This is a genomic window from Streptomyces halobius, assembly GCF_023277745.1.
GTDB lineage: Bacteria > Actinomycetota > Actinomycetes > Streptomycetales > Streptomycetaceae > Streptomyces > Streptomyces halobius.
Genome location: NZ_CP086322.1, coordinates 2726825 through 2743573, shown reverse-complemented (window position 1 = coordinate 2743573; position 16749 = coordinate 2726825). Strand labels below are relative to the sequence as shown.

10 protein-coding genes are annotated in these 16749 nt (G+C 66.9%); 9 read left to right on the top strand and 1 reads right to left on the bottom strand.

Features of this window, described 5'->3' with window-relative positions; translation table 11 throughout:
• Positions 1-430: 430 nt before the first annotated feature.
• The 4 genes from K9S39_RS12645 to acnA all read left to right on the top strand — a co-directional run bounded on the left by K9S39_RS12645 (position 431) and on the right by acnA (position 6458).
• Positions 431-2173, top strand: coding sequence for a stealth family protein (locus K9S39_RS12645; protein WP_248863441.1), 1743 nt, complete (start codon positions 431-433; stop codon positions 2171-2173).
• A 316-nt stretch (positions 2174-2489) separates the two neighbouring features.
• Positions 2490-3194 (top strand): hypothetical protein, encoded by a 705-nt coding sequence (locus K9S39_RS12640; protein WP_248863440.1) that lies wholly within the window; start codon positions 2490-2492, stop codon positions 3192-3194.
• Positions 3191-3418 carry a hypothetical protein gene (locus K9S39_RS12635; protein WP_248863439.1) on the top strand — a complete coding sequence of 76 codons (228 nt, stop codon included), beginning with the start codon at positions 3191-3193 and terminating at the stop codon, positions 3416-3418. The genes K9S39_RS12640 and K9S39_RS12635 overlap by 4 nt, the downstream gene beginning before the upstream one ends.
• 304 nt (positions 3419-3722) lie before the next feature.
• The gene (gene acnA, locus K9S39_RS12630) at positions 3723-6458 is read left to right on the top strand and encodes an aconitate hydratase AcnA (RefSeq protein WP_283112308.1); all 2736 of its coding nucleotides are present in this window, start codon (positions 3723-3725) and stop codon (positions 6456-6458) included.
• Between the two features lie 110 nt (positions 6459-6568).
• On the opposite strand, the gene K9S39_RS12625 is transcribed toward acnA, so the two are convergent.
• A complete protein-coding gene (locus tag K9S39_RS12625; protein WP_248863437.1) occupies positions 6569-9970 on the bottom strand; it encodes a GH92 family glycosyl hydrolase in 3402 nt (1133 codons plus the stop codon).
• A 425-nt stretch (positions 9971-10395) separates the two neighbouring features.
• On the opposite strand from K9S39_RS12625, the gene ngcE reads away from it, so the two are divergent.
• The 5 genes from ngcE to K9S39_RS12600 all read left to right on the top strand — a co-directional run bounded on the left by ngcE (position 10396) and on the right by K9S39_RS12600 (position 16606).
• Positions 10396-11835 carry an N-acetylglucosamine/diacetylchitobiose ABC transporter substrate-binding protein gene (ngcE, locus tag K9S39_RS12620; RefSeq protein WP_248863436.1) on the top strand — a complete coding sequence of 480 codons (1440 nt, stop codon included), beginning with the start codon at positions 10396-10398 and terminating at the stop codon, positions 11833-11835.
• Between the two features lie 177 nt (positions 11836-12012).
• Positions 12013-12936: a carbohydrate ABC transporter permease gene (locus tag K9S39_RS12615; protein ID WP_248863435.1), complete on the top strand. Its 924-nt coding sequence runs from the start codon at positions 12013-12015 to the stop codon at positions 12934-12936.
• Between the two features lie 35 nt (positions 12937-12971).
• A complete protein-coding gene (locus K9S39_RS12610; protein WP_248868711.1) occupies positions 12972-13838 on the top strand; it encodes a carbohydrate ABC transporter permease in 867 nt (288 codons plus the stop codon).
• A 333-nt stretch (positions 13839-14171) separates the two neighbouring features.
• Complete coding sequence (locus tag K9S39_RS12605) at positions 14172-15371, top strand: ROK family transcriptional regulator (protein ID WP_248863434.1); 1200 nt, start codon at positions 14172-14174, stop codon at positions 15369-15371.
• Between the two features lie 140 nt (positions 15372-15511).
• Positions 15512-16606, top strand: a complete 1095-nt coding sequence (locus tag K9S39_RS12600) for a substrate-binding domain-containing protein (RefSeq protein ID WP_248863433.1) — start codon at positions 15512-15514, stop codon at positions 16604-16606.
• Positions 16607-16749: the final 143 nt, after the last annotated feature.

The following is a 16749-nucleotide window of genomic DNA, read 5'->3' as shown; positions in this document are numbered from 1 at the left end:
CACCCCGTGCCGATCAGCGCTCTCTTCACCGGCCCAAGACTTCCCGAACATGAGCCCCACCAGCCCATACAGGTTCCTCACGGTCCAGTGCGGCCAGGCCATCAGCTCACCGGGCAGTGTCACCAGGCACAACAAGATCTCATACCTGGTATGGGAGGGAAAATCGATCATCACAGATGCGTCACAAGTGAGATGAGATTCGAAGCGAAAGCTCCCCTGTGCACACCTTGCGGTCGCTGGTTCATACAATCGTGCGAATCTTGTCAGAGCGTCCGACCGCTCCCCTCACTGCACCGCTGCGGCGTCGCTCTGAGCTGCCTGGGCGGAAGAGACATCAGATGCCATAGAGATGGTGCACACGAACCGCCCTCCCCCACGGAGACCGAGTCGGCAGCACAGCTCCTGGCCCGGAGAGAGTGGAAGTACGCACATGCGGTCACGGTTCAAGGCCGTGGGGGAACGCCTGCTCCCGACCCCGGTGCGAGAGAGGCGCGCGGAGCAGCGCCGTATCGCCAAGGCGGAGGAGGCGGAGCGGAAGCGAGCCGAGCGGATCGCTCAGCGTCGCCAAGCCCTGCTGGAGTCGGACAGTGCGCTGCGGGAGATCGTCGTCGACGGCCGGACGTTCTACGGCCGGGTCGTCGACGGGTCCACCGCCGCCGATACGTCGGCCCGTAACCTCAACCTGGTGGCCGACGCCTTGGAGCAGGCCGGGATCGGCTACTTCCTCGTGCCCGGGCACTCCAGCACGAGGCACGTTCTGGGGGTGCGCCTGGCCGACCGCAAGCGGTTTCTGGAGTCACTCCGGGAGCTCTACCGCGGCACCGCCTTCTACGCCGCCACACCCAGCCGCGAGGGCCTGCCCGCGGAATCCGTTCTCTACGCGGACGGCGCTCTTCCCACCGCTGTGAAGAGATCGGACACCATCCGCTTCGGCGAGATCCTGCTCGGCCCCGCCGGCCAGGTCCTGGCGGACCTCGACTTCGGTTGTGATGTGGAGTTCTGGCGAGACGGCTCGAAGCTTCTGGAGAGCGAAGGAGGCCCCGCACGCATCGCCAAACTGCGCACCCAGGCCCCTCCGGACGTCCTCGCGGACGCTCTGGTCGCACCGCGCCGCAATGCCGTCTCGGATGTGCTGCCCGCCGCGGCGCAGAAGACGGCCGTCCTCCGGGTGCGGGGACGTGACGTCCCCACCTTCGCCGAATTCCTCCAACCCCGCATCGACGCGGTCGACTTCCCCATCGATGTCGTCTATACGTGGGTGGACGGCTCGGATCCGGAGCTGCGGGCCAAGCGTGAGTTCTACCGCACGGGCGCCCCGCCGCGTATCAGCGCCAGAGAGACCGGCGCATCCCGGTACACCAGCCATGACGAGCTGAAGTACTCACTGCGCTCCCTTGAGATGTATGCGGAGTTCATCCGCCATGTCTATGTCGTCACCGACGGCCAGACGCCGTCATGGCTCAACCTCGACGCTCCCGGAATCACGGTCGTCGACCACAAGGAGATCTTCTCGGACCCGGACGCGCTTCCGGTCTTCAACTCGCATGCGATAGGCACCCAACTGCACCACATACCAGGGCTGTCCGAGCACTATCTCTATTTCAACGACGACGTGTTCGTCGGCCGACCGATGACACCGCAGCAGTTCTTCCACGGCAACGGAATCGCCCGCCTCCCCTTCTCGCCCTTCCAGTTCGGCCTGGGCGAGCCCCACCCCGAGGAGCCGGCGCCGAACTCCGCCGGCAAGAACGTACGGCAACTCCTGCTGGAGTCGAACGGCCGGTTCATCACCAACAAGTTCATGCACACCCCGCACCCGCAGATCCGTTCGGTGATGCGTGAGTTGGAGGAGCGGTTCGCCGCGGACATCGACCGCACCAGCCGTTCCCGTTTCCGCTCGACCACCGACATCGCCATGGGTGCGTCCCTGCACCACCACTACGCTCACCTCACCGGGCGCGCGGTCCCCGGCACCTTCCGCTTCCGGTACGTCGACATCGGACAAGAGGATGCTCAGGAGCGCCTGGCCGAGCTGGAGCGGACGCACCGCTTCGACTTCTTCTGCCTCAACGACGTCGACGTCCCAGCCGAGGCCCAGGAGCGGGTCACCGCCCGTCTCCACACCTTCCTCGAAAGCTACTTCCCCTACCCCAGCGCCTTCGAGCGCACGTAGCTCGCAGGGAAGGAAGGCGGCCCCGGCCTCCGGCGTGAGCATTAGTGCGAGTCGGGGGCTGGTGTCGCGGTTGAGCGTCACTGGGCTGCTGTGGTGGTAACGGCCACCGCCCGGTCAGGTGCGGGTGACCGTACCGCACTCCCCGGCTCCAGCTGGTCGTCCTTCATGGATCGGCTGCGGTCGTAGGGGGCCCTGGTGGGGCCGGTGACCGGTGCGTCGGCTTGAGCGATTCTCGGCGTGGTTAAGCGCGCAGGGCAGAGCGTTGTGAGTACGAGAACTCATGTGCGCCAGGACGCCGGCTGACAGGCTCCACGATATGAACAGTGGCAGAAGGGCGCTGACTGCCCTGCATCTCTTCCTGGTCTGGGCACTGATGGCGGCCGTGGTGCCGACGCTCGGCTTCCGGCTGGTGCTGTCGGACTGGGGTGGTGGGGCCGGTGTGACGGTGCCGGTCTTCGCGTTGGGCGTGCCGCTGACGGGGGGACTGCTGGCCACGGCGGGCCTACCGGCGCGGACCGTGGTACCGCTGTGCGGCTCCGCGCCGCAGCGGCTGGGCTGGGCGGTCCTGGTCTTCGTCCTCGGCACGCTCGGCGTCCTGGCAGGTCTGGCCGCCTACGGCGGGGACGTTGACCTGGGGAGCGCCAATACCCGGATCGCGCTGACGGGGGTCCCGTACGCCGTGGCCGCGGCGTTCTTCGTGCCGAGCCGGTGGGTGCGGCTGGGGGCGCTGGTCGCGCTGGCGGCCGCGGTGGCCTACGGGGGCTTCGTCGGCCCGGCGCAGGCACGGCAGCGCCGGCACGAGGCGGAGGTCGCGCGCTACCGGGAGAAGTCGGAGCTGCTGTACCTGGGCGCTGCGCCGCCGGGTATGCAGGTCTCCCGTGCCGAGGTCGGCCCGGGAGACCTGCATACGTCGAGTACCGTCCCCTCCGGGAGGGGCACGAGTTCGGGTACGTGGGCCTCACAGTGCGCCCGCCGCTCACGCCGGTACTTCAATGCCCCGAGCCCGCGGACAGGCGCATGACCTGCACGGTCGACGCGCACGGCGAGATGCGCATGGTCCGCGACTTCCCCGGCGGCACTCGCGAAGTCACCCTCATCCGCCGCCTCCGGAACGCGGAGTGCCAGGTCACCAGCCAGACCCTCGACGAACCCGGGCTACGCCATCTCCTGGAGACTCTGCCCCCACTGTCAGACGCAGAGCTGAAGAAGCTGATGCGGGAAAAGAAGATCGACCACAGAATCTGAGCCATGCTCGCCCGGGCCTCCGCATCGAAGCCTGGGCGCTCAAACCTCGGTGAGAAAAGCGCCTGTCACCAGCCTCCGCTGAGAATCGCTCAAGCTTCGCTGCGAGAGGTCACACCCGGCCAGGGCATGACCCGGGCGCAGCGATGTACTAGAGTTATCTCGACATCGAGATATCTGCCGAGAGGCGTACCGCTGCCGCGCCAGTTAGGTGTACCTAACTTAGGTGCACCTTAGCGGATGGGCAAGGTCCTGTGACGGCAGGATGCGGTGGGTACGCGCGAATTCATGCATGAAGGAGACTGTCGTGTCGGCGAACAGCTTCAACGCCCGCAGCACGCTGCAGGTGGGCGACGAGTCGTACGAGATCTTCCGGCTGGACAAGGTCGAGGGCTCCGCCCGTCTGCCGTACAGCCTGAAGGTGCTGCTGGAGAATCTGCTCCGCACCGAGGACGGTGCGAACATCACCGCCGACCACATCCGGGCGATCGGCGGCTGGGACTCCCAGGCCCAGCCCAGCCAGGAGATCCAGTTCACGCCGGCCCGCGTGATCATGCAGGACTTCACCGGCGTGCCCTGTGTCGTGGACCTCGCCACCATGCGTGAGGCCGTCAAGGAGCTCGGCGGCAACCCGGCGAAGATCAACCCGCTCGCCCCGGCCGAGCTGGTCATCGACCACTCCGTCATCGCCGACAAGTTCGGCACCAACGACGCGTTCGCGCAGAACGTGGAGCTGGAGTACGGGCGCAACAAGGAGCGTTACCAGTTCCTGCGCTGGGGTCAGACCGCGTTCGACGAGTTCAAGGTCGTCCCCCCGGGCACCGGCATCGTCCACCAGGTGAACATCGAGCACCTGGCCCGTAGCATCATGGTCCGTAACGGCCAGGCGTACCCGGACACCCTCGTCGGCACCGACTCGCACACCACCATGGTCAACGGCCTCGGCGTGCTGGGCTGGGGCGTCGGCGGCATCGAGGCCGAGGCGGCGATGCTCGGCCAGCCGGTCTCGATGCTGATCCCGCGCGTGGTCGGCTTCAAGCTGACCGGTGAGCTGACGCCGGGCACCACCGCCACCGACCTCGTCCTCACCATCACCGAGATGCTGCGCCAGCACGGCGTCGTCGGCAAGTTCGTCGAGTTCTACGGCGAGGGCGTGGCCGCGACGAGCCTCGCCAACCGCGCCACCATCGGCAACATGTCGCCGGAGTTCGGTTCCACGGCCGCCATCTTCCCGATCGACGGCGAGACGCTGAACTACCTCAAGCTGACCGGGCGCTCCGAGCAGCAGGTCGCGCTGGTCGAGGCGTACGCCAAGGAGCAGGGGCTGTGGCTCGACCCGGCCGCCGAGCCGGACTTCTCCGAGAAGCTGGAGCTGGATCTGTCGACGGTGGTGCCGTCGATCGCCGGTCCGAAGCGTCCGCAGGACCGGATCGTGCTGGCCGAGGCCGCGCAGCAGTTCTCGCAGGACGTCCGCAACTACGTCGGCGAGGCGGACGAGGAGGCGGGCAAGGAATCCTTCCCGGCCTCCGACGCCCCGGCGGTGGACCACAACGGCGTGCCGACCAAGCCGACCCAGGTCACCGCGCCCGACGGCACGGTGTACGAGATCGACCACGGCGCCGTCACCGTCGCCGCGATCACCTCCTGCACCAACACCTCGAACCCGTACGTCATGGTCGCCGCCGCGCTGGTGGCCAAGAAGGCGGTCGAGAAGGGCCTGACCCGCAAGCCCTGGGTCAAGACCACCCTGGCCCCCGGGTCCAAGGTCGTCATGGATTACTACGACCGCGCCGGCCTCACCCCGTACCTCGACAAGCTGGGCTTCAACCTCGTCGGTTACGGCTGCACCACCTGCATCGGCAACTCCGGCCCGCTGCCGGAGGAGGTCTCCCAGGCCGTCAACGAGGCCGACCTGGCCGTCACTTCGGTGCTCTCCGGCAACCGCAACTTCGAGGGCCGGATCAATCCCGATGTCAAGATGAACTACCTGGCGTCCCCGCCGCTGGTCGTCGCCTACGCCATCGCCGGCTCCATGAAGGTGGACATCACCAAGGAGGCCATCGGCAAGGACACCGAGGGCGACCCGGTCTACCTGAAGGACATCTGGCCCTCCGAGGCCGAGGTCAACGAGGTCGTCGCCTCCGCGATCGGCCAGGACATGTTCGCGACCTCGTACGAGGACGTCTTCGCGGGTGACGCCCAGTGGCAGGCGCTGCCGATCCCGACCGGCAACACCTTCGAGTGGGACGCCGAGTCCACCTACGTCCGCAAGCCCCCGTACTTCGAGGGCATGACGATGGAGACCACCCCGGTCGAGGACATCTCCGGCGCCCGGGTGCTGGCCAAGCTGGGTGACTCGGTCACCACCGACCACATCTCCCCGGCGGGCGCCATCAAGGCGGACACCCCGGCGGGCAAGTACCTCACCGAGCACGGCGTCGAGCGCCGCGACTTCAACAGCTACGGCTCGCGCCGCGGTAACCACGAGGTCATGATCCGCGGCACCTTCGCCAACATCCGTCTGCGCAACCAGATCGCGCCGGGCACCGAGGGCGGCTTCACCCGCGACTTCACGCGGGCCGCCGAAGGCGAGGGGGGTGCTCCGGTCTCCTTCATCTACGACGCGTCGCAGAACTACCAGGCTGCCGGCATCCCACTGGTCATCCTGGCCGGCAAGGAGTACGGCTCCGGCTCGTCCCGCGACTGGGCCGCCAAGGGCACCGCGCTGCTCGGCGTCAAGGCCGTCGTCGCCGAGTCCTACGAGCGCATCCACCGCTCGAACCTGATCGGCATGGGCGTGCTCCCGCTCCAGTTCCCCGAGGGCGCCTCGGCCCTGACCCTGGGCCTGACCGGCGAGGAGACCTTCTCCATCACCGGCATCACCGCCCTGAACGACGGCGGCATCCCGGAGACCGTCAAGGTCACCACCGACACCGGTGTGGAGTTCGACGCCAAGGTGCGCATCGACACCCCCGGCGAGGCGGACTACTACCGCAACGGCGGCATCATGCAGTACGTGCTGCGCTCGCTGATCCGCAAGTAAGGGCAGCGGTAAGCGGGTGGACGGGCCGCACTCCCTCAGAGGGGGCGCGGCCCGTCCGCGTCTTCGGGGGTGGCCCGTCCACCTCTTCGGGTGCGCCCGTCCGCGTACCGCTACGCGAGCAGCTCGACCTCGGCGAGGGTGGACCGGGAGTCCGGCACCAGGCGGTAATGCCGGTAGCTGCCGGGCCGGTCGACGGTGAAGACCCGGGTCTGGCGGTTCCAGGTGAAGGGCTCGTCCGTGCGGTGGTCGAGCGGTGTCCACCGCTCGCCGTCGGTGGAGCCCTCCAGCCGCCAGCCGGTGGGGGCGGTGGCCCGGTCGGCCGAGGTGAGGGTGTACGAGGTGACCCGGGTGGCCTTCTTCAGGTCCACCGGTGTCCCGGTGAGGGGCGCCGAGGTGGCGGAGGTGTTGTCGTAGAGGGGGCCGTGGTCGGGGTCGGCTACGTCGCCGGGTGGGCTGGGGACCTTGTCGTCCCGGGTGATGGACGTCGGGGCGGCGTTCTTGCCGGTGCCCCAGGCGGAGGGTTGGGCGCCCATGGTGAATTCGAGGGTGCCGCCGCGGGCCAGGAGCGAATGCGGCAGGGCCGTGGAATTCCAGGGTTTGCCGTTGACCCGCAGACCTTGGACGTAGATGTTCTCGGGGTTGTTGTGGGGGGCCTTGATGACGAGGTCGTGGCCGTTCTCCAGATGGACGGTGGCCTTGGTGAACAGCGGGGAGCCCACCGCGTATTCGCCCTGGCCCATCACCAGCGGATAGAAGCCGAGTGAGCTGAAGACATACCAGGCGGACATCTCGCCGTTGTCCTCGTCGCCCGGATATCCCTGGCCGATCTCGCTGCCGAGATAGAGGCGGCTCAGCACGTCGCGGACCTTTTCCTGGGTTTTGTACGGTTGCCCGGCGGCGTTGTAGGTGTAGGCGATGTGGTGGGACGGCTGGTTGCTGTGGCCGTACATACCCATACGGGTGTCGCGGGCCTCGGTCATCTCGTGGATGACATGGCCGTAGGAGCCGGCGAATTCCTTGGCGGCGGTCTCCGGGGTGGCGAAGTACGCATCCAGCTTCTCGGCCAGGGCGGCCCGGCCGCCATACAGGTTGGCCAGCCCCCGGGTGTCCTGGGGCGCGGTGAAGGCGAAGCTCCAGGCGTTGGTCTCGGTGTAGTCATGACCCCAGACCCGGGGGTCGAACCGGTCGGCGGGCAGCCGCCAGTCGCCCTTCTCGTCCTTGCCCTGGAAGAAGCCGACCCGGTCGTCGAAGAGTTTGACGTAGTTCTGGGCGCGGCCCAGGAAGTAGTCGGATTCTTCTTTGTAGCGGGGGTTGTGGGTCTTGGCGTAGAGGGCTTTGCCCATGCGGGAGATGCCGAAGTCGTTGAGATAGCCCTCCAGTGCCCAGGACGCGCCCTCGCGGGTATCGGTGCTCGTATAGCCGAGGAAGGGGGAAGTGGTCATGCCCTTACGGCCGACGCCGGGGCTCGGCGGAGCGACGGTGGCGTTCTTGAGGGCCGCTTCATAGGCCGATTCGGCATCGAATTTCACCCCCTTGGCGTAGGCGTCGGCGAAGGCCACATCGGAACTCGTACCGGTCATCAGATCCGCATAGCCGGGGGAGGACCAGCGGGAGATCCAGCCGCCGTCCTTGTACTGCTGGACGAAACCGTCGACCATTTTCCCCGCCCGTTTCGGGGTGAGGAGGGAATACGCGGGCCAGGTGGTCCGGTAGGTGTCCCAGAATCCGTTGTTGACATACACCGCACCGTCGACGATCTTCGAGCCGGTGTGGGTGGGGGTGTCCGGACCCACCTGCGGGGAGAACGGGCTGGCATAGCGGATACGTGAACCGACCTGTTCCGAGCCGGAGTTGGGGTAGAGGTAGAGGCGATAGAGGTTGGAGTAGAGGGTGGTCAGCTGGTCGCGGCCGGCGCCCTCGACCTCGATGCGGCCGAGGATGTCGTCCCACTGCTTCTGTGCACGGTCCTTGACGCGCGCGAAGGAGGTGCCGTCCGGAATCTCGCGGGACAGATTCGCCCTCGCCTGGTCGACGCCGATGAGGGAGGTGGCGATCCGCATGGTCACCGTACGGTCCGCGCCCGGTTTGAAGCGCAGATAGCCGGTGACGTCCTTGCCTCCGCCGCCGTCGAGCCTGCCGCCGCTGGTGACCGGCGCGTCGAAGACGCCGTAGACGAAGAGGCGGGTGGCTCCTACTGACAGGCCGCTTTTGACGTCGGAGTAGCCGGTGACCACTCCCTGCTCGACAGAGAGGCTCAGTCCGCCCTCGTTGTTGACGTTGTCGAAGATCAGGCTCGCGTCGTCGCCGGGGAAGGTGAAACGCATCATCGCGGCGTGATCGGTCGGGGTGATCTCCGCCTTGAGGCCGTTGTCGAAGGTGACGCCGTAGTAGTGCGGCTTGGCGATCTCGTTGGCGTGGTGGAAGGGCAGCGCGCGTGCGGAGCGCGAGGCGTCCGGGACTCCGGCCGCGGCGGACGGCATGACCTGGAACGTCTGCCGGTCGCCCATCCAGGGGCTCGGCTCATGGCTGGCGCTGAATGCCTGGAGCGTCGGGAGATTGTCGGCGTTGTTCTTCCGCGCGTATTCGTAGAGCCAATCGGACGAGCCCGCGTTGGTCACCGGCGTCCAGAAGTTGAAGCCGTTGGGGACGGCGGTGGCGGGGAAGGTGTTACCGCGCGAGAAGCTGCCGCTGGAGAGAGTGCCGCGGGTGGTCACCGCGTAGTCGGAGAGATGCGCCAGGCGTTTCTCCGGGGCCTTGGGGGCGATGGTGAGGTCATCGACCCAGCCACGGAAGGACGGAGCGGTCTTCGGTGCCGACGGCGCGTCGTAGGCGATCAGGATCCGGTCGATGGTCTTACCGGCCGCGACCGCGCCGATCCGTGATTCCCGGTTGTTCCACTGGTTGACGTAGAGGGTCTTGGCGGCGGCCTGGCCCTGGGGCGTCAAGGGCGCGCCGTACTGGTCGACGGCGTGCAGTTCGCTGAGGTAGGTGCCGTCGGTGAAGGCCAGATCCACGGCGGCATGGGTCGCCGGGTAGGCCAGGTCGGTGGTGGCCATCTCCGGGAAGAGCTTGTAGGAGAGGGACGTGGCCGAGGTGACGGGCACATGGACGTCAAAGATCCTGTTGTACGCGTAGCCGCGGCCGGCGGCGGTGTGGGTGCCGCCGTAGCGCAGGGCGTGGCCGCCGGAGAAACCGGCGTGCGCCTTGGCGGTGGGGGAGTCGGCGGGGCCGGTGTCGGTCCGGCTGGTCATTCCGGGGGCGGCGGGGTTGGTCTCCGGAGTGACGCCGGAGGTCCGCGGCTCTCCGTCCGGTCCGGTTTCGGGAGTGTCGGTCCAGTCCGGCCGGGGGTCTCCGGACTCGAAGGAGGAGCTGAACCCCGTTGTTTTCCTGGGTAATTGGGGTGGTGCGGCCTCGGCCGGGCCGGGCAGCGTGATGACGAGCAGAGCGGCCGCCGCGAGGGCGGTGGGGCGGGCGATCCCCCGCAGTGGACTGTGCCGGTGTCTGAGCCGCACGCGAGCCCTCTCAACGAGATTGACATCGTTGTCAGTTGGATAACGCAGAGATAAGTAAGGTGCGTGGGGACTTTGGTGTCAAGGGTGTCGCCGTGATCCGTGAGCCGCGGAGCCCCGGGTCGGTCCGACGGGTGAACCATGGGTGGATCCGCCGCCCGCCGGGGAGGTCTCAACTAGGAAAAAGTGGCGGTCGACCATGCATTCGATCTTGCCCGATCGGCTGGAAGTGGACTATACCTGTCGGCGTCCGATCGGCTGTGTGAACATGGCCGTGGATCCGGGGGGAAACGCGGGGGCAGAGTGATTTCCCGGCAATTTCCCAGCGTGCCCGGTGCACATCCCGTACAACTCAGCTTCACCTGACCTGCGGTGCCGGGGTGGCTCCGGTACACCGCCTGAGTCCTGAAGAAGGCGAGGACTTGAGCATGGGATCCACCTCGGAATTCAACCGCCGCGATCTGGTCAAGCGGGCCGCGGCCCTGGGGATCGTCGCCGTTCCGGCCATGAGTGTGCTGTCGGCGTGCGCCGGCGCCGGCAGCGGTGGCGGCGAGAAGGTCGAGAAGGGCAAGAAATCGGCCAAGAATCCACTCGCGGTCAATGAGTCCGCCGGCCTCGATGTCGTCATCTTCGACGGCGGATTCGGCGACAAGTACGCGAAGGACGCCCAAGCGGAGTACATCAAGGCTTTCCCCAAGACCGAAGGCAAGATCAAACTCTCCTCCACCCAGAAGATCCAGTCGACGCTCCAGCCGCGCTTCAACGGCGGAAATCCCCCGGATCTCGTCGACAACTCCGGCGCGGAACAGATGGACTTCGGCACTCTGGTCGCCAAGGACCAGCTCACCGATCTCACCCCCCTTCTCGACGCCCCCTCGATCGATGACCCGGACAAGAAGGTCCGGGACACACTGCGCCCCGGCGTCGTCGAGATGGGCCAGTTCGGAGGCAAGGAAACCTGGATCCTGTACTACGCCTACACGGTCTACGGCGTCTGGTACTCCAAGGGAAATCTGCGAAAGCTGGACGCGGAATACCCGGAGACCTGGGGCGACATGCTCGCCCTGTGCGCCAAGGCCAAGAAGAAGGGCATCGCGGGCTGGACGTACCCGGGCAAGTACCCCTACTACCTGCCCTTCAGCCTCTACCCCTTCATCGCCAAGATCGGCGGCACGGAGGTCCTGCGGAAGATCGACAATCTGGAGCCGAACGCCTGGAAGGACCCGGCGGTCAAGGCGGCGTTCGACGCGTACTACGAGCTCTACAAGAAGGGCTATGTCCTCAAGGGCTCGCCCGGCCTCGACCACCTCCAGTCGCAGAAGGCATGGGCCGAGGGCAAGGCGCTGTTCATCCCCAACGGGTCATGGGTGGAGAACGAGTCCGCCAAGCAGATCGAGAAGAACCCGGACTTCGGTCTCGCGGTCGGCGCGCCGTCCAGTCTCTCCGCCTCCGACAAAATGCCGTACGGCACCATCTGGGCCTCGGGCGGCGAACCGTTCATCGTCCCCAGAAAGGCGAGCAACGCCGAGGGCGGTATGGAACTGCTGCGCATCATGCTCGGCAACAAGTCCTCGCAGAATTTCATCAAGCAGGTCTCCTCGCTCACCTCGTTCAACGGAGGCACCGGGGGAATCACGTTGCCGCCCGGCCTGGCCTCGGCGCAGGCGGCACTGCAGAAGGCCGGCTCGAACATCGTCAATCCGCGGCTCCAGGACTGGTATGTGGCGCTGCAGAAGGAGCGGATCGGGGTCGGCGCGCTGGGCGAGATGATGGCCGGCCGGCTGACGCCCGACGAGGCCATCAACAAGATCCAGAAGTATGCGGACGACACCCGCGACGACTCCAGTGTCAAGAAGTACAAGCGCTGACCGATGTGTTCGAACCGCTGAGTTCGGGGCGTCACCAGCGGCGGCGTCCTCCCCCGCGCTCGGCTTCTCCCCCACGCTCGGCTTCGCTCGCGTGGGGGACCCCCATGCGTGGGGCCCCATGCGCGGGGGACCCCATGCGTGGGAGGTACCCCCACGGAGAGAACGGGATCGGTAGTCATGCAGCACGGTAAGTACCGTTTCATCGCGGGATTCTTGGTGCTCCCGCTGGCGATTTATGCGATCTTCGTGATATCGCCGTTCGTGCAGGCCATCTACTACTCCTTCACGGACTGGACCGGACTCAGTCCGGACATGAAGATGGTCGGCTTCGGCAACTACGCACGCCTCTTCCAGGACGACATCTTCTGGGCCGCAGTGGGGAACAGCGTGACGCTGCTGCTTCTGCTGCCGGTGGTGACGCTCTCGCTCGGGCTCTTCTTCGCCTTCATGCTCAATGTCGGCGGCCGCCGCCGGAAGAAGGCGGTCATCGGCGGAGTACGAGGATCGGGCGCGTACAAGATTCTCTACTTCTTCCCGCAGGTGCTGTCGATCCCGATCGTCGCGCTGCTCTTCCAGTTCGCCTACAACCCGGAGAGCGGTGCGCTCAACGCGTTCTTCCAGGCGATCGGCCTCGACACTGTGCAGCCGGACTGGCTGGGCGATCCGCAGCTCGCACTGTGGTGTGTGATGGCCGCGATGGTGTGGGCCAACGTCGGCTTCTACGTCGTGCTCTTCTCGGCCGGTATGAGCTCCATTCCGAAGGACTTCTACGAGGCCGCGCTGCTGGACGGCGCGAACCGCCTGAACACGTTCTTCCGCATCACGCTGCCGCTGCTGTGGGACACCGTGCAAACCGGCTGGATCTATATGGGCATCCTCGCGCTGGATGTGTCGGCCTTCGCGTTCGTACAGATCATGAGCGTCGGTCCGGGCGGCCCCGACTATTCGACCGAGGTCCTTCCGCTGTACGTGTACCAGAAGACCTTCCGTGACGGTCAGGCCGGTTACGCGACCTCCATCGGCGTTTCCCTGCTGATTGTGACCCTGATCTTCTCGGCCATCGTCATGCGGCTGGGACGGCGCGAGCGACTGGAGTTCTGATGAGTGCGCACACGGACCCCGCGGACCTCCCGGGCATGACGAAATCGGGCACCGCGAACGAGAAGAAGGGCGGCGAGGGCAGGGTCCTCAATGTCTTCTCCCACGGGGTGCTGGTGATCTGGGGCCTGTTGGTCACCATGCCGCTGCTGTGGGCGGTGGTCAGCTCCTTCAAGGACGACGGCGAGATCTTCGGATCGCCCTGGGGGCTGCCGTCGGTCCTGCATTTCGACAACTGGTCGCGCGCCTGGGACAAGGCGAACATGGGCCAGTACTTCCTCAACTCGCTCATCGTGGTGGGCGGTTCGCTGATCGGCACAATGCTGCTGGGGGCGATGACGGCGTATGTGCTGGCCCGTTTCGACTTCCCGGGCAACCGCTTCCTGTACTTCCTGTTCGTCGGCGGGATGGGCTTCCCGGTCATTCTGGCGCTGGTCCCGCTGTTCTTCGTCATGCAGAACATGACCCTGCTGGACACCTATCACGGCCTGATCCTGGTCTATATCGGCTACTCGCTGCCGTTCACGGTCTTCTTCCTGTGCGGATTCTTCAAAACGCTGCCGACGTCGGTGGCCGAGGCGGCACTCATCGACGGCGCCTCGCACACCCGGACGTTCTTCCAGGTGATGCTGCCGATGGCCAAGCCCGGCCTGATCAGCGTCGGCATCTTCAATTTCCTCGGGCAGTGGAATCAGTATCTGCTGCCGACGGTGCTCAACGTCGGCGACCCGGACAAGAAGATGCTGACGCAGGGACTGGTGGCGCTGGCGGTGAGCCAGGGCTACAAGGGGGACTGGTCGGGGCTGTTCGCGGGCCTGACCATCGCGATGCTGCCGGTGCTCGCGGCGTACATCATCTTCCAGCGGCAGGTGGTGGCCGGTCTGACGGCCGGTGCGCTCAAGTAGCCGACCGGCGCCTTGACGGCAGGCCCCGCCACGCAGCGGTGCGCGCGCTCACACGGCGGCCCGCCTCGTACCGGCGCGCGCTCGCCCCGCCCCGCTCCAGGGTCGCAGACCGGCGTCACCCCGCTACCCGACGTGATCAAACACGCAAACCGCCCACACCGCCTGTTCCCCTTCCCTCCAGTTCTCTCTCGCCGTCTCAAAGGGCTTGACGGGACGTGGCTCGGGCCGCTCAGCTTAGATTCACATGTTGGAGACAAGCCGGGCCCCGCTGCTGTGGCCCGGCCCGGCGGCCGGTCGTCGTGCCGGCCGCCGCAGGCGGGAGTGGATGAGTCGATGGAGACTCCGGGATCGCAGTCCTCGCTGCACCGGGCCAATCTGGAGCGGGTGGTACGCGCGGTACGTATGGCGGGCTCGCTCACCCAGGCGGAGATCGCCCGGAGCACCGGGCTGTCCGCGGCCACGGTCTCCAACATCGTTCGTGAGTTGAAGGACAGCGGCACCGTCGAGGTGACGCCCACCTCTGCGGGCGGCCGGCGGGCGCGCAGCGTCTCGCTCTCCGGCGACGCGGGCATCGTCGTAGGCGTCGATTTCGGCCACTCCCATCTACGGGTGGCGGTCGGCAACCTGGCGCACCAGGTGCTGGCCGAGGAGTCCGAGCCGATCGATGTGGACGCCTCCGCCGCGGAGGGCTTCGACCGGGCGGAACATCTGGTGAGCAGGCTGATCGAGACGACCGGGATCAACCCGGGCAAGGTCATCGGTGTCGGTCTCGGTGTACCGGGTCCCATCGACGTCGAATCCGGGACCCTCGGGTCGACGGCGATCCTGCCGGGCTGGTCCGGCACCAACCCCAGCCAGGAGCTGTCCGAGCGCCTCGGCGTGCCCGTCTACGTCGACAACGACGCCAACCTCGGCGCGCTGGGCGAGCTGGTGTGGGGCGGCGGCCGGGGAGCCTCCGACCTCGCGTACATCAAGGTCGCGAGCGGTGTCGGCGCGGGACTGGTGATAAGCGGGCAGATCTACCGCGGGCCGGGCGGTACGGCGGGCGAGATCGGACATATCACCCTGGACGAGGCGGGCCCGGTGTGCCGCTGCGGCAACCGCGGCTGCCTGGAGACCTTCACCGCCGCCCGGTACGTGCTCCCGCTGCTGCAGCCGAGCCACGGCCCCGATCTGACCATGCCCCGGGTGGTCCAGCTGGCCCGCGAGGGCGATCCGGGCTGCCGGCGGGTCGTCGCGGACGTGGGCCGCCATATCGGCAGCGGCGTGGCCAATTTGTGTAATCTGCTCAATCCGAGCAGGGTGGTGCTGGGCGGCGATCTCGCCGAGGCCGGGGAGCTGGTGCTGGCGCCGATCCGCGAGTCGGTGTCGCGGTACGCAATCCCCAGCGCGGCACGGCAGTTGGGGATCGTGACGGGCACGCTCGGCGGCCGGGCCGAGGTGCTGGGAGCGCTCGCGCTGGTGCTGAGCGAGATGGGCGATTCGACGCTTCTCGACGGTGTCCAGGCCGTGGACGCACCCGCCATAGCGTGAACGCATTGAGTTCACACAGCTAACGCATGGCACCGTTGTCATCTCGTTAAGGGTTTACTCCTTGACGGTCGGCTGACGGCCGAGTTGACTTCCAGCCACCTCGGCCGCAACGACGCGGCCTCGTCAGGGAGGCAACCCCAATGAACCTTTGGACGCGTCGCGTCGTCATAGGCACCGCCGCCGTCTCGATGGCGCTCTCCGTGGCCGCCTGTGGCAAGGCCGGTGACGGCGCCAAGAGCGACGATGGCGACGGCAAGGCCATCGGTCTGCTGCTGCCGGAGAACAAGACCACGCGTTACGAGACCTTCGACCGCCCGCTGATGGAGGCGAAGATCAAGGAACTGTGCAGCGACTGCACGGTCAAGTACAACAACGCGGCGCAGGAGACCCAGACCCAGAAGAAGCAGTTCGACGCGCTGATCACCCAGGGTGTGAAGGTGATCATTCTGGACGCCGTCGACTACAAGGCCACCAGGTCCTGGGTGAACCAGGCCGCCAAGAAGGGCGTCAAGGTCGTCGCGTACGACCGGCTGGCCGAGGGGGAGATCTCCGCCTATGTCTCCTACGACAACGAGGAGATCGGCCGCCTCCAGGGCGAGGCGCTGGTCAAGGCGCTCGGCGACAAGGCCGAGGACAGCAATGTCGTCATGATCAACGGGTCGCCGACCGACCCCAACGCGCCGTTCTTCAAGAAGGGCGCGCACAGCGTCCTCGACAAGCAGGTCAAGAAGATCAGCTACGAGCAGGACATCCCCGACTGGTCGCCGGACGAGGCCAACAAGAAGATGAGCGCCGCCATCGACTCGCTCGGCAAGGACGGCTTCCAGGGCGTCTACTCCGCCAACGACGGTATGGCCGGCGGCATCATCACCGCCCTCAAGCAGCAGGGCGTGAAGGTCCCGGTCGGCGGCCAGGACTCCGAGCTCGCGGGACTGCAGCGGATCCTCAAGGGCACCCAGGCGTTCACCATCTACAAGCAGATCAAGCCGGAGGCGGAGACCACGGCCGAGATCGCGGTCAAGCTGCTCAAGGGCGAAAAGATCGACTCCCTGGCGCCCACCAAGGTCGACAGCCTCAGCGGTGACGTCAAGGGCATCCCCGCCAAGCTGTACGACGCGGAGATCGTGACCAAGGACAACATCAAGGACACGATCCTCAAGGACAAGGTCTACAAGGCGAGCCAGATCTGCACGGCCGACGTCAAGAAGGCGTGCGAGGCGGCCGGCATCAAGTAGCACCCCCGGTCACGCGGGGCCGCCCGGCACAGCCCGCGGCCCCGCGAACGCGGTCCGGCGCCCGCCCCCACTTCCCCCGCCCCCGGGGCAGCGCCGGACCGTCCCCGCACACCCCGCTCTTCGCACCACCATCCCCGCCGTTG